Annotated in this window: 12 protein-coding genes; 5 read left to right on the top strand and 7 right to left on the bottom strand. The window is 68.7% G+C overall.

What is annotated here, in order from left to right; genetic code table 11:
- Positions 1–5: 5 nt before the first annotated feature.
- Both HUW53_RS06950 and HUW53_RS06945 read right to left on the bottom strand, forming a co-directional pair.
- Positions 6–521, bottom strand: a complete 516-nt coding sequence (locus HUW53_RS06950; protein ID WP_237345022.1) for a flavin reductase family protein — start codon at positions 519–521, stop codon at positions 6–8.
- 436 nt (positions 522–957) lie between these two features.
- On the bottom strand, positions 958–1425 hold the full coding sequence (locus HUW53_RS06945; protein WP_237345021.1) for a c-type cytochrome: 468 nt from the start codon (positions 1423–1425) through the stop codon (positions 958–960).
- Between the two features lie 221 nt (positions 1426–1646).
- Between HUW53_RS06945 and HUW53_RS06940 the strand changes: the two genes are divergently transcribed.
- The 5 genes from HUW53_RS06940 to HUW53_RS06920 are packed head-to-tail and all read left to right on the top strand — an operon-like array spanning position 1647 to position 5595.
- Positions 1647–2291 (top strand): amino acid kinase family protein, encoded by a 645-nt coding sequence (locus HUW53_RS06940; protein ID WP_237345020.1) that lies wholly within the window; start codon positions 1647–1649, stop codon positions 2289–2291.
- A 15-nt stretch (positions 2292–2306) separates the two neighbouring features.
- Entirely contained in the window at positions 2307–2879 is a 573-nt protein-coding gene (locus HUW53_RS06935) for a flavoprotein (protein WP_237345019.1), read from the top strand.
- A 16-nt stretch (positions 2880–2895) separates the two neighbouring features.
- Positions 2896–4326, top strand: coding sequence for a DUF6513 domain-containing protein (locus HUW53_RS06930; RefSeq protein WP_237345108.1), 1431 nt, complete (start codon positions 2896–2898; stop codon positions 4324–4326).
- Positions 4319–4879: a DUF447 domain-containing protein gene (locus HUW53_RS06925; protein WP_237345018.1), complete on the top strand. Its 561-nt coding sequence runs from the start codon at positions 4319–4321 to the stop codon at positions 4877–4879. The genes HUW53_RS06930 and HUW53_RS06925 overlap by 8 nt, the downstream gene beginning before the upstream one ends.
- The gene (locus tag HUW53_RS06920; protein WP_237345017.1) at positions 4876–5595 is read left to right on the top strand and encodes a (5-formylfuran-3-yl)methyl phosphate synthase; all 720 of its coding nucleotides are present in this window, start codon (positions 4876–4878) and stop codon (positions 5593–5595) included. The genes HUW53_RS06925 and HUW53_RS06920 overlap by 4 nt, the downstream gene beginning before the upstream one ends.
- Before the next feature lie 140 nt (positions 5596–5735).
- On the opposite strand, the gene HUW53_RS06915 is transcribed toward HUW53_RS06920, so the two are convergent.
- From HUW53_RS06915 to mgtE, 5 genes are all read right to left on the bottom strand, one after another.
- Positions 5736–6809, bottom strand: coding sequence for an NAD(P)H-dependent flavin oxidoreductase (locus HUW53_RS06915; protein WP_237345016.1), 1074 nt, complete (start codon positions 6807–6809; stop codon positions 5736–5738).
- A 265-nt stretch (positions 6810–7074) separates the two neighbouring features.
- A complete protein-coding gene (locus tag HUW53_RS06910; RefSeq protein WP_237345015.1) occupies positions 7075–7455 on the bottom strand; it encodes a 4a-hydroxytetrahydrobiopterin dehydratase in 381 nt (126 codons plus the stop codon).
- Positions 7456–7506: 51 nt separating this feature from the next.
- Positions 7507–8379 carry a bifunctional methylenetetrahydrofolate dehydrogenase/methenyltetrahydrofolate cyclohydrolase FolD gene (gene folD, locus HUW53_RS06905; RefSeq protein ID WP_307499923.1) on the bottom strand — a complete coding sequence of 291 codons (873 nt, stop codon included), beginning with the start codon at positions 8377–8379 and terminating at the stop codon, positions 7507–7509.
- A gap of 240 nt (positions 8380–8619) precedes the next feature.
- The gene (locus HUW53_RS06900; RefSeq protein ID WP_237345014.1) at positions 8620–10785 is read right to left on the bottom strand and encodes a putative bifunctional diguanylate cyclase/phosphodiesterase; all 2166 of its coding nucleotides are present in this window, start codon (positions 10783–10785) and stop codon (positions 8620–8622) included.
- A 176-nt stretch (positions 10786–10961) separates the two neighbouring features.
- A complete protein-coding gene (gene mgtE / locus HUW53_RS06895) occupies positions 10962–12377 on the bottom strand; it encodes a magnesium transporter (protein ID WP_237345013.1) in 1416 nt (471 codons plus the stop codon).
- Positions 12378–12465 lie beyond the last annotated feature (88 nt).

The following is a 12465-nucleotide window of genomic DNA, read 5'->3' as shown; positions in this document are numbered from 1 at the left end:
GGGCCTCAGCGCTGCGGCATGTCGGTGGACGCGAGCGCATGATAACGCCCACGAAAGAAGATGAGAGGGGCCTCGGCGCTGGCAGCAGATACGCGCAGCACGCGGGCAATGAAGATCTCGTGGTCACCGCCCTCATGGATGGCGTGGGGCGCGCATTCGAGGTGCGCGAGGGCGCCCGCCAGCAGCGGCACGTCATGGGCGCCAAGGTGATGGTCCACCGCGTTCCATTTATCGTCGAGCGCGCGGGCGAAGCGATCGGACAGGGCGCGCTGGCCTTCACCCAGGATATTGATGCCGAAGCCGCGAGCCTCGCGCATGGCCGGCAGCGAGTGGGCGCGCCGATCCACCGAGAACAGCACCAGCGGCGGGTCCAGCGACACCGAATTGAAGGAACTCATGGTCATGCCGATGCGCGTGCCATCGGCGGCGCTGGCGGTCACCACGGCAACGCCGGTGGCAAACTGGCCCAGCACCTGTCGGAAGGTGCGCGAATCCAGAGGAGGAAAGTCGGGGCTCGACATCTCGGGGCTCGCCGATGCGTAATTAGCTTTGTAAGAAAGCTATTATGAAACAGGTATGGGATCAAGCCCCGTTCCCGAAAAGGCGACGTCGAGATGCCCGTCGGCGCATCACGCGATGGTGAGCAGGGCCCCTCCCCGGCGGCGCGCGCGGAGGATCACGCGTGCATCAAGGCACGCGTGTGGGCGCAACCGAGCTCGAGGCCGAGGGCATCGAAAATATGAGGAAGGGGGCACCAGCGCCGGCCCGCGGCCGCGCGGCGGGTTGCCGGGCACGGGTTGCCCGACATGGGTTGCCGGGCGCGGGTTGCCGGACATGGGGGCGAAAGGCGGCGGCTCCCGCCGCTCAGTCCACGCCGAATCCGTGGTCTGGGAGAGCCCTGGCAGGCGGGTGCGCGATTTCAGAAACGGCCGCGCGCCCGGCGCGCGGCCGCAGCACTCACTTCTTGTTGCCGTCCGCGTCGAACTGGGAGAGGAACGCAATCAGATTGGCGCGATCGGCCGCGTCCTTGAGGCCGGGAAACGCCATCTTGCCCTTGGGTGCGAGCACCTTGGGATTGGTCACGTAATTGTCGAGGGTGGCAAGGTCCCAGACCTTGCCGGCGGCGGCGCCGGCCTTGATATCCTCCGAATAGGGATAGCCCTCGAAGTGCGCCCACTTGGCGCCGACGATGCCGTTCAGGGGCGGACCGACCTTGGTCTTGGCGCCCGGACCGATGGCGTGGCAGGCCATGCACTTCTTGAAGACAGTCTCGCCCTTCGCGGGATCGCCCGCTTCGGCGGTGGCGGCAACGGCGGCCGGCGCGGCCTCGCTTGCGGCGGGCGCGGCCTCCTTGGCCGGCTCGGACTCGGCAAGTGCCGCGCCCGTCGCGGCGATGAGGAGCATCGAAGCCAAAATGAGACGCATGACGTATTCCTCAATCTAGGCGCGGTGGACCGCCGCAGCGCGCCGTGTCGTTTCACCCGCGCCGGCACCTCGGCGCCAGACGGGCTGAGCCGGACCGGCATTGCCGTTCAGCCGCTGGGGACTGCGTGCGTGAGTATACCGCACGCGCGAACGGACAATCCGATCCGGGACGGATCATGCTTTTTCATTATCATGACTCAAATCGTTAGACGGATGCGACCTTGAGCCCCCTCCCCCCATGCCTTCCGCCCCTCGTGGTCAAGCTTGGCGGCAGCCTCATGCGCGAAGCGCCACCGCGCGTGCTGCTGGAGCGCCTTGCGCCTTTGGCCGGCCTGGTGCTGGTGCCGGGCGGCGGCGTTTTCGCCGATGCGGTGCGCGACGCTCAGCCGCGCCTGGGCTTCAGCGACGGCGCCGCCCACCGCATGGCTCTCCTCGCCATGGAGCAGACCGCCTGCATGCTCCAGGATCTCGCCCCCGGCCTGCGCGGCGCCCGCACCCTGGCCGGGCTTGCCGCCGCCGGCCCCGGTGCCGCCGTGTGGTTTCCGGCGGCGCTGCTCACCGGTCATCTTGAGATCGCCGAGAGCTGGGACGTGACCTCCGACAGCCTCGCCCTGTGGCTGGCGGGCGCGCTCGGTGCCCCGCGTCTGCTGCTGGTGAAGGCCGAGGGGGCCGCCGTCCCGCCCCGTTCCGGCACGCGGGCGGAGGATGTCGCCACCTGGAGCCGCCTCGGTCTCGTGGATGGCGCCTTCGAGGGCATGGCGCTCGGCTACGAAGGCGATATTGTGCTTGCCGCCGCGGACGACGCGTCCACCCTCGACACCGTCCTTGCCCCATATGAAGCGGCGGGCAGGACCCACGAACCTTGAAGGGCGAAGGCCCCGATGAAAAAAGTGACCCATCCCCGCTGGGCCTGGGCCCTGACGGGCTCCGGCCATTTCTTCACGGAGAGCATGGAGATCATCCGCGAACTGGGAGACGTGGACCTCTTCATCTCGGCCGCCGCCGCCGAGGTGCTGCGCATGTACCGGCAGGACAAGGAGCCGTTGCCGGACACCGTGAATATCTATCGCGACGACAGCGCCTCGTCCGCCTCGGTGGGCCGGTTCTATCACGGCGAATATCACACGCTCGTGGTCTCCCCCGCCACCTCCAACACGGTGGCGAAGGCGGTCTGCGGCATCTCCGATTCCCTCGTCACCAATTGCTTCGCCCAGGCCGGCAAGTGCCGGGTGCACTGCATCGTCTTCGCCTGCGACAGCGCGCCGGAGCTCATCACCATGGCGCCGGAAGGCCCGGTGCCGGTCTATCCGCGCCGCATCGACCTTGAAAACACGCAGAAACTCAAGGACTTCGAGGCCACCGACGTAGCCGAGAGCCTCGCCGACCTGAAAGTGGCCATCGCCCGCCGGCGCGCGGAACTCGCCGCCGCCGGCCTCATCGCCCCCGCGAGCTGACGTGGTGGGCGAACCGATGGCCGAGCGGGTCGCGCTCATCACCGGATCGCTGGCCGAGCCGCGCATCGCCCGCATCGCGGAGGCGATCGCGGACGAGGCCTTGCATCCGGTGGTCATCAACATCGGCGTCAAGGTGGCCGCGCTGATGACCGCCGAAATCGTGGAACGGCGGCTGAAGCTGCCCGAAGGCATCGACCGCGTGGTAATGCCCGGCCGGTTCCGGGGCGATCTTGACCGGCTGGCCGCCCATTTCGGCATCCCGTTCGCGCGCGGGCCCGAGGAGGCGGCGGACATTCCCGACTATTTCGGGAAGGGCAAGGGCCAGGCCGACCTTTCCCGGCAAGAGGTGCTGCTGTTCGCGGAGATCGTGGACGCCACCCGTCTTTCGGTGGAGGGCCTCGTGGCGCGCGCCCGGCAGCTCACCGCCGAGGGCGCCGACGTGATCGACCTTGGCGCGCTGCCGGACGAGCCCTTTCCACAGCTGGAGGAGGCCATCGCCGCGCTGAAGGCCGAGGGGTTCCCGGTGAGTGTCGATTCGTTCGACACGAGGGAGCTGGCCCGCGCCACCCGCGCCGGGGCGGATTTTCTGCTCAGCCTCAACGAGACCACGCTCGATATCGCCAAGGAAGGCCCGGCGGTGCCGGTGCTGGTGCCGGCCAAACAGGGTGACCTGCCCTCGCTGCTGCGCGCCATCGAGACCTGCGAGGCGCGGGGACAGGCCTTTCTGGCCGACCCCATCCTCGACCCCATCCATTTCGGCTTCACCTCGTCCCTGGTGCGCTATGCCGAACTCCGGCGGCTGAAGCCGGACATTCCCATTCTCATGGGCATCGGCAACGTCACCGAGCTGACGGACGCCGACACCACCGGCATCAACGCCATCCTCATGGGCGTCATCTCGGAATTGCACCTGAACGCGGTGCTGGCGGTGCAGGTGAGCCCCCATTGCCGCACCGCGGTGCGCGAGTTCGACCGGGCACGGCGCGAATTCTACGCCGCCCGCGAAGCGCGTTCCCTGCCCCAGGGCTTCGGCGGCGGGCTGATGGCCCTGCGCGACCGCAAGCCGTTCACCACCACGCCGCAGGAAGTGGCGCGGCTCGCCGGCGAGGTGACCGACCGCGCCTACCGCATCGAAGTGACGCAAGACGGCATCCACGTCTACAATCGCGACGGCCATCATGTGGCGGCGGAGCCGTTCGCGCTGTTTCCTCATCTGAAAGTGGAAGCGGACGGCGCCCATGCTTTTTACCTGGGGGTGGAGACCGCGCGGGCGGAAATCGCGTTCCAGCTCGGCAAACGCTACGCCCAGGACGAGCCCCTGCGCTGGGGCGTCGCGGGATCGACCGGCGGCCAGGTGGACGAGGCCCACAAGTTGACTTTCAAGGAGGCCGGATCGACGCTCTCCGATAAGAAGCAAGCCGCACAGAAAGGCGCACAAAGTGATTAGGGAGACCATCGTCACCACGGCCTCGCCCACCGGTGAGCCCCACGTGGCGCCCATGGGAGCAACCGTCCTGGAGAGCGGCTACCTGCTCCTGCCGTTCCGCCCCTCGCGCACCCTCGACAATCTCGTGGCGACCGGCCGAGGCGCCATCAATTATACCGACGACGCCCGCCTGTTCGCCGGCTGCGTCACCGGCCGCCGTCGCGACTGGCCCACCGTCCCCGCGGGGGCGACCGTTCGGCTGGCCGAGACGCTGGCCCATGCCGAATTCGTCGTGGACCGGGTGGAGGATGACCCCGCGCGCCCGCGCGTCTTCTGCCGGGTGGTGAAAGAGGAGAGCCACCGCCTGTTCCATGGCCTCAACCGCGCCACCGCCGCCGTGGTGGAAGCCGCCGTTCTGGTGTCGCGCCTCCACATGCTGCCGCGCGATCAGGTGGAACGCGAGATGGCGCACCTTTCCATCGCCGTCGAGAAGACCGCCGGCCCCCTTGAGCGCGAAGCCTGGGGCTGGCTGACCGACGCCGTGGCTACCCACCTCACGCGGGAGGCCTCATGAGCACGCCGGGTTTTCTCGCCTCCGTGGCGAACCTCGAGGAAATGGAGACGGCCCTCGCCTTCGGCGTGGACATCGTGGACCTGAAGAATCCGGCGGAAGGGGCGCTCGGCGCTTGGCCGATCGCCATGATCGAGCTGGCGCTGGCGCGCTGGCGTGAGCACGGCAACGGTTCCAACCTCAGCGCCACCGTGGGCGATCATCCCCTCGACGCCGCGACCTTGGCGCAGGCCGCGACCCGTACCGCCGCAACCGGCGTGCCGCTGGTGAAGATCGGCTTCGCCCTGCCGGCACAGGGGGCGGAAGCGGCGCTGGCGCCCTGCCTATTCGCCCTTGCCCCGATCGCGCGCGATGCGCGGCTCATCGCCGTGCTGTTCGCCGATCAAGCCCCCGATACCAGTCTCGTGCCGGCGTTTGCAGCGGCGGGATTCGCGGGCGTGATGCTGGACACGGCGGACAAGACCGCCGGCGGCCTGCGCCACCACCTCGACGCGGCCGCCCTCGCCCGCTTCGTGGACATCGCCCGCGCGCATGGCCTCATGACCGGCCTCGCCGGCGCGCTGAAGCTGGCGGACGTGGCACCCCTGGCGGCCGTGGGGCCGGACTATCTCGGCTTTCGCGGCGCCCTGTGCGCCGAAGGCCGCACCGGCGCGCTCGATCCCCAGCGGCTGGCGGCGGTGGCCCGCGCCGTGCGCGGGGCGCATGTGGTGGCCGTCTGAGGGCGCGGTGAAGCTCCTCCCCCTTCGGATCGCGGCCGGCTCCGACAGCCGGGGCGAATCCGCTGGTGGGCGGGCTGTCGCCCGAAGCGGGCTGGAAACGAAAAAAACACGATGCGCGTCTCCGGCACGGAGATATCGCGTCACCGCACCGCCAGCGCCGCCCGCACCGAGGCGTATTCGCGCATCAGGAGGTCGCACAATTCCGCCGCTGGCAGGGCACGGGCCAGCGGCGCGCCCTGCCCCGCCCACTGCGCGCCGAACGTCCCGTCGCCGGCCGCCTTCGCCGCCCCATTGAGGGCCTTGCCGGCATCATAGGCCACCGGATAGGCGGCGCGCGGCGTGTCGAGGGTGGCGGCGAGCGCGGTGAAGCCATTGGCGAGGCAGCGCGCCGGACGGCCCGAAATGGCATCGGTCATCACCGTGTGGAGCGCCGCATCGCTGAACAACGCGGCGCGGTGCGCCCCGTCCGCCGCGCTCTCCGGGCAGGCAATGAACGCGGTGCCGAGCTGCGCGGCGCTTGCCCCCGCCGCCAGCGCCGCCGCGATGCCGCCGCCGGTCATGATGCCCCCGGCCGCGATCACGGGAATGGGCAGCTCCCGCGCCAGAAGCTGGACCAGCGCCAGGGTGGACAGCCGGTCGTCGGGCGCCTGCGGATCGAACTGGCCACGATGGCCGCCGGCCTCATAGCCCTGGGCCACCACCGCATCCAGGCCCGCCCGCGCCACGTGGCGCCCCTCGGCGAGGCTGGTTGCGGTGGCCAGGAGCACGGTGCCCGCCGCCTTCAGCCGGCCGATCACCTCCGCGTCCGGCAGGCCGAAGTGAAAGCTCACCACGGCCGGCCGCTCCGCCACCAGCATCTCGACCATGGCGTCGTCCGCACGGAAGCTCTTGTAGATTTCGTGGATTGCCGGTGGGGGCGCCGCCCCGAAACGCTGGAATGCGGGTTCAAGAGCCTTGAGCCACGCCGCCTCGCAGCCCGCGTCACGCACCGCCGGGGCATGGCAGAACACGTTGACGTTGAAGGACTTCTCCGTCAGCGCGCGAGTCGCGGCAATCATCGCGCGTCCGCCTTCGGCATCGGCGGCGCCAAGGGCGATGGAGCCGAGCCCCCCGGCCGAGGCCACCGCCGCGGCAAGCGCCGGGGTGGAGGTTCCCGCCATCGGCGCCTGAATGAGGGGGATCGCCAAGCCGAGACGATGAAGCAGCGAGGTCATGACGGCAGTTTCCGGTTCGTTGCCGCCTTCTTAGGGCGGCCCGCCCGCCTCAGTCCAGCACCGCGCGAAAAGCTGAATCCGACACGCGTCGGGCCGCGGGGCCATGACGCGGGTGCGAACAACGCTCGTCACACCGGCACCGGCCTCCGCACGCCCCGGCCAGCCGGTCTTGCCTTGGCCGGAGCGCACCCCCGCGAGGGGCCAAGCCGCCGCGCCCGGCACGACGCGGGGCCGGCACGGCGCTGGCCCCGCAGGCGCATGGGCCTCAATCGTACTTGATGTAGGCGAAACGCAGGTCGCCGGCCGGCGTGCCCTCCAGCGGCGCGTCGGTGCCGGCGCCGGGTTGCCACTGCACCACCTCCTCGATCTTCTGCGCGAGGGCGAAGTCGCGCACGGTGATGCCCTTTGCGTCATGGGACATCAGCCGCACCTCCACCCAGGCATAGGAGGCTGTGAGGTCCGGGTGGTGCCACGCCGCCTCGGCGAGGTGGCCCACCGTGTTGATGACCATCAGCGTGCCCTTCCAGCTGTTGGTACGGTAGGTCCTGCGGATCCAACCGTCCTCATAGCGCCAGTGGGGCAGATCCGCCTTCAGCCGCTCCTCGATCTCCAGCGGCGTGAAGGTCTGTTTCCGATCGATGGTCATGGTGCAAGCTCCGGTCTAGGCGCCCTTGGAGCGAGATCGCTCCCGCCCCGCTCACAACCCGTTCTGGCGACGCGTGGCAGTCAGCGTGTTCTGGAGCAGGCAGGCGATGGTCATGGGGCCGACGCCGCCCGGCACCGGAGTGATGAGCCCGGCGATACCCTGCGCCTCCCCATAGGCCACGTCGCCCACGAGGCGGGTCTTGCCGTCTTCCTTCGGGACCCGGTTGATGCCCACGTCGATCACTGTCGCGCCGGGCTTGATCCAATCCCCGCGCACCATCTCCGGACGACCCACCGCCGCCACCAGAATATCCGCCTGACGGCACTCGCCGGGCAAGTCACGGGTGCGCGAATGGGCGATGGTGACGGTGCAATCTTCTTTCAGCAGGAGTTGGGCGGCCGGCTTGCCGACGATGTTGGAGCGCCCCACCACCACCGCCTTGAGGCCGGAGAGATTGCCGAGGTGATGCTTCAGGAGCATCACGCAGCCCAGCGGCGTGCACGGCACCAGCGCGTCGAGACCCACGGCGAGGCGGCCGGCATTGACCACATGGAAGCCGTCCACGTCCTTGGCCGGCTCGATCGCCGCCAGCACCTTGGTGGAATCGATGTGGCCCGGCAGGGGAAGCTGGACCAGGATGCCGTTGACGGCGGGATCGGCGTTCAGCCTGGCCACCAGCGCGAGCAGATCCGCCTCGGCGGTGTCGGCGGGCAGCTTGTGCTCGAACGAGGCCATGCCGGCTTCCAGAGTCTGGGCCGCCTTGTTGCGCACATAGACCTGGCTGGCCGGGTCCTCCCCCACCAGGACCACCGCAAGGCCCGGCGTGACGCCGCGCGTGCGGACGAGGTCTGCAACCTGTTCGGCGATCCGGGCGCGCAGGTTGGCGGCGAAGGCTTTTCCATCAATGGGCTTGGTTTCGATCACGGAAGACGGTCCCGTCGTTTGACGCCGGCCAGGGCGAACTGAGGCTGCGGCTCATGGCGATGAGCACCCCCGCGCCGGCCGCAAGCCATCGCGGCAGGCTCGATTGTGCGCACGCTTCACCCGCCTTCTTGGCCACCCGCCGCGCGGACGCAAGACAAAACCACCGGAAACCGGCCCAGAGGCGAGATGCAGACTTTATACAGAAAAAAGTTTTCTTTAAAAGAAATTCTTGAGCCCTTCTCAATCGACCGAAGCCGCAGGAACGCTGTCGGCACTGGCGGCGGGCCTGCTGGCAGCGGGGCCGGTGTCGCTTTCGGAGCCGGCGCCGCCGGAACGCTGGCACTCCAGCAGCTTCACGGCCGCCTCCAGGGGCAGCGGTGGAGAAAACAGATAGCCCTGGGCATGGTGCGCGCCGAACGCCCGGAGGAACCGCAGTTGCTCTCGTGTCTCCACACCTTCAGCCGTCACCGTCACCCCCAGCGACCGCCCCAGACGCACGACATATTCCACGATCGAGGCCGCATCCCGCTGGATGCCCAGGTTCATGATGAAGGACCGGTCCACCTTGATCTTGGTGATGGGGTAGCGCCGCACATGCACCAGCGAGGCATGGCCGGTGCCGAAGTCATCGAGCGCGAGGCGGATGCCGCTCTCACGCAGGCGGTTCAAGGGCATGGCCGCGCCCGGATCGATCAGCGCGCTCTCGGTGATCTCCAGCTCCAGGCGGTTGGGGTCGAAGCCGGTCTCCCGAAGCGTGGCCAGGATGTCATCCGCGATGCCGGCGGCGCGCAGATTAATGGGAGACAGGTTGACCGAGAGCGTCACCCCGGTGAGCAACTTGGCATCGGCGCACGCCCGTCGCAGAACAAATGCATCAATGCGGGTGATGAGGCGCGAGCGTTCGGCGATGGGCACGAAGACCCCGGGCAGCAGACGCCCGCGGGTGGGATGATCCCAGCGTACCAGCGCCTCGAAGCCGACTATGCGTTCGGTCTCCACGTCGACCTGAGGCTGATAGAGCACCGTCAGTTCGCCGCGCTCCAGCGCCCTCAGCAGTTCCTGCTCCGTGCGGCGAATCCGCAGCTGCTCCTGCTCGAACGCCGGCTCGAAATTCCGGAAGATGCCGCCACCATCCGCCTTGGCCCGGTAAAGCGCGATATCCGCGAGCCGCATCAGCTCACCCGAGGTCGACCCGTTCTGTGGCGCCCGAGCGGCCCCCATGGAGGCATCCACACGCAGATCGAGAGCCTCCACCTGGACCGGAATGCTGAGCACGCCGTAAAGGCTCGCCACGAGGCTGCCAAACTCCGCCTCGGTCGTGTAGCCCGCATACAGCACGAACTCGTCGCCACCGATCCGCGCCACCGCTCCACGCTCGCCCAAGCACCCGCGCAGCCGCCGGCCAACCACCTGAAGCAAGGCATCTCCCACCGCATGGCCGTGGGTGTCGTTGACGGCCTTGAACCCATCCAGATCCACGAAGACCACCGCCAGATACGGCGTCGCCATCGGCGCCCTCAGCGCCTGATCCAGCAGGACGGTAAAATGGTTCCGGCTGAACAGGCCCGTGAGTTGATCGCATTTGACCAACTCCTGAGCGCGCGATTCGCTTTCCGACAGCGCCGCGGCGAGGCGGCGGGCGCGCAGCATCAGCACGAAGAAGATCGCGCACAGCACCACCGCCACCACCAGCAGCAAGGGCGTGGCGGTCAGGAGCAGCGAAGCCGCCGGCCGGTCGCTGCGCCAGGTGAGCTGCACCAGGGAGCCGTCGAGCAGATTGGTCGCCGACACGGCATTCCGTCCCGGACTGCCCGGCCCGTCGGACACGGTGATGGCGCCGCCTTCAAGCGCCGCCGATCGCGCCAGCGACGCGAGCAACTCCGCATCCAGGACGTCCGCCCCCAGCACCATGAGCGGCTGAGGATGGGGCACCGCCTCGCTTTGCGCACGAAGAACGTAGGCGCTGAGCAGAACCCCCTCGCCGTCTCCGATGGACAACCCTTCACGTCCGCGACTCGGCGGCGCGGCGCGCAATTCCTCGGTCAGCCGCCGCAACGCCGGGGCCAGCGCCCGGGCCGCCGCGCCGGGCCCCTGCTGGCCGTTTTCGGAGGCGTAGACGATGTTGCCCTCGGCATCGAGGATGTAGACGTATTCGAGACTGGCCGCCTCGTGCAGACGCTGGCCGAAGCGCCGATGGAGATTTTCGAAATCCTTCAGCGCAATGTGCGCCAGCACATCGCGCTCCGTCATCGCCGCCGCCATCGCATCCTTCATGGCGGCCGCCCGGTCGTGGATGGAGCTTCTCACCGCCTCGCTTTCACGCGCGGCCACCATCTTGTCATGGTTCATGACGGCGTAACCCAACGCCACCGCCGATGCCACGAACAGCACCACGAGGGTCACCACCCCAAGAATCAAGGATCGATGCGCAACGGCATTCTCGCGCGGTAGAATGATTATCCCCCTGTCACCCCGATCGTCCGCGCGGCCCACGCATGAGCACGGCCGCGTCACACCCCACGCGAATGTTCGACAGTTCCAAGGGCTGCGCAAGTGATCCAGAGGTCGCGCCGGGAAAATTGCTACGGCCCGCCAAACCACCATGTGGCGAGCCCCAGGAACGCCATGAACCCAACGCAGTCCGTGACCATGGTCACGAACACGCCCGACGCCACCGCCGGATCGAGCCGCAGCCGCGAGATCCCCAGCGGAATGAGGATGCCGAACAGGCCCGCCGCCGCCATGTTCAGCACCAGCGCCGCCGAGATGACAAAGCCCAGGTGCAGGTTGGCGAACCACAGCGCGGCGATCCCGCCGAGCAGGCAGGCAAGCGCGGTCCCGTTGAAAAGACCGACCAGAAGCTCGCGCGAGACGATGCGCCGGGCATTGTGCGTGGACAGGTCCTTGGTGGCGAGGGCGCGCACCGCCACCGTCATGGTCTGGGTACCGGCATTGCCGCCCATGGAGGCGACAATGGGCATCAGCACGGCGAGCGCCACCATTTTCTCGATGGTCCCCTCGAACAGCGAGATGATGGAGGCCGAGACGAAGGCCGTACCCAAATTCACCACCAGCCACGGCAGCCGGCTGCGCGCCGTGTAGGCCACCGTGTCGGACAGTTCCTCGTCCGAACCCACGCCGGCGAGGGCGCGCAGATCCTCGTCCGCCTCCTCCTGGATCACGTCCACCACGTCGTCGATGGTCATGACGCCCACGAGGCGGTTCGCATCGTCCACCACCGGGGCGGAGACAAGATTGTAGTGCTCGAACGTGCGGGCCACTTCCTCCTGATCCTCGGCGGCATTGACCACCTGGACGTGGGCCGTCTTCACCTGGGTGATGAGCACCTGCCGCTTGGTGCGCAGCAGCCGGTCGAGCGACACCGCCCCGACCAGGCGATAGGCCGGGTCCACCACGAACACCTCGTAGAAGGTCTCCGGCAGCCCCTCGGTCTCGCGCATGTAGTCGATGGTGCGGCCCACCGTCCAGAACGGGGGCACGGCGATGAACTCGGTCTGCATGCGCCGGCCGGCGCTTTCCTCGGGATAGTCGAGGGAGCGCAGCAACGCCACCCGCTCGGGCGCCGGCATGTGCTCGAGGATGGCGGCGACATCCTCCTCGGACAGGTCCTCCAGGATGTAAACGGCATCGTCCGAATCGAGCCCGCGCATGCCGCGCGCCACGGTCCTGGGCGACAGGCCGTGCAGGATCTGCACGCGCACCGTCTCGTCGAGCTCGGTCAAGGCGGTAAAGTCGAAGTCGTCGCCGAGCAGCTCGATCAGGCGCCGCCGCTCATCCCCGTCGAGGGATTCCAGCAAGTCGCCCATGTCGGCTTCGTGCAGGCTGCGGGTGAGCGCCCGGAGCCGATCGAGATCCCGCTCGTTGATGGCGGAGGCCACCGAGAGGCGAAACGCCTCGGCGATATTGTCCGCCTCGTCACGCACCGATGGCAGGTGATCGACGCGTTCCGCGTCGGCGGGATCGATATCCTCGCGCATGACTGCTCCCGGTCCGGACGAAAAGGGGAAATGGGCCGCCGCCGCCGGTCGCGGCCGACGTGTCGGCGACGCCGTCACTGCGGAGCGC

Source organism: Xanthobacter agilis, from assembly GCF_021730435.1.
Taxonomy (GTDB): Bacteria; Pseudomonadota; Alphaproteobacteria; order Rhizobiales; family Xanthobacteraceae; genus Xanthobacter; species Xanthobacter agilis.
This window is presented reverse-complemented; position numbering and strand designations above follow the sequence as displayed.

What these genes read in the sequence shown, in the direction of transcription:
- HUW53_RS06945 (WP_237345021.1), bottom strand. Translation starts at nt 1,425, where the DNA reads ATGCGTCTCATTTTGGCTTCGATGCTCCTCATCGCCGCGACGGGCGCG.
- HUW53_RS06915 (WP_237345016.1), bottom strand. Translation starts at nt 6,809, where the DNA reads ATGACCTCGCTGCTTCATCGTCTCGGCTTGGCGATCCCCCTCATTCAG.
- HUW53_RS06930 (WP_237345108.1), top strand. Translation starts at nt 2,896, where the DNA reads ATGGCCGAGCGGGTCGCGCTCATCACCGGATCGCTGGCCGAGCCGCGC.
- HUW53_RS06910 (WP_237345015.1), bottom strand. Translation starts at nt 7,455, where the DNA reads ATGACCATCGATCGGAAACAGACCTTCACGCCGCTGGAGATCGAGGAG.
- HUW53_RS06950 (WP_237345022.1), bottom strand. Translation starts at nt 521, where the DNA reads ATGTCGAGCCCCGACTTTCCTCCTCTGGATTCGCGCACCTTCCGACAG.
- mgtE (WP_237345013.1), bottom strand. Translation starts at nt 12,377, where the DNA reads ATGCGCGAGGATATCGATCCCGCCGACGCGGAACGCGTCGATCACCTG.
- HUW53_RS06920 (WP_237345017.1), top strand. Translation starts at nt 4,876, where the DNA reads ATGAGCACGCCGGGTTTTCTCGCCTCCGTGGCGAACCTCGAGGAAATG.
- HUW53_RS06935 (WP_237345019.1), top strand. Translation starts at nt 2,307, where the DNA reads ATGAAAAAAGTGACCCATCCCCGCTGGGCCTGGGCCCTGACGGGCTCC.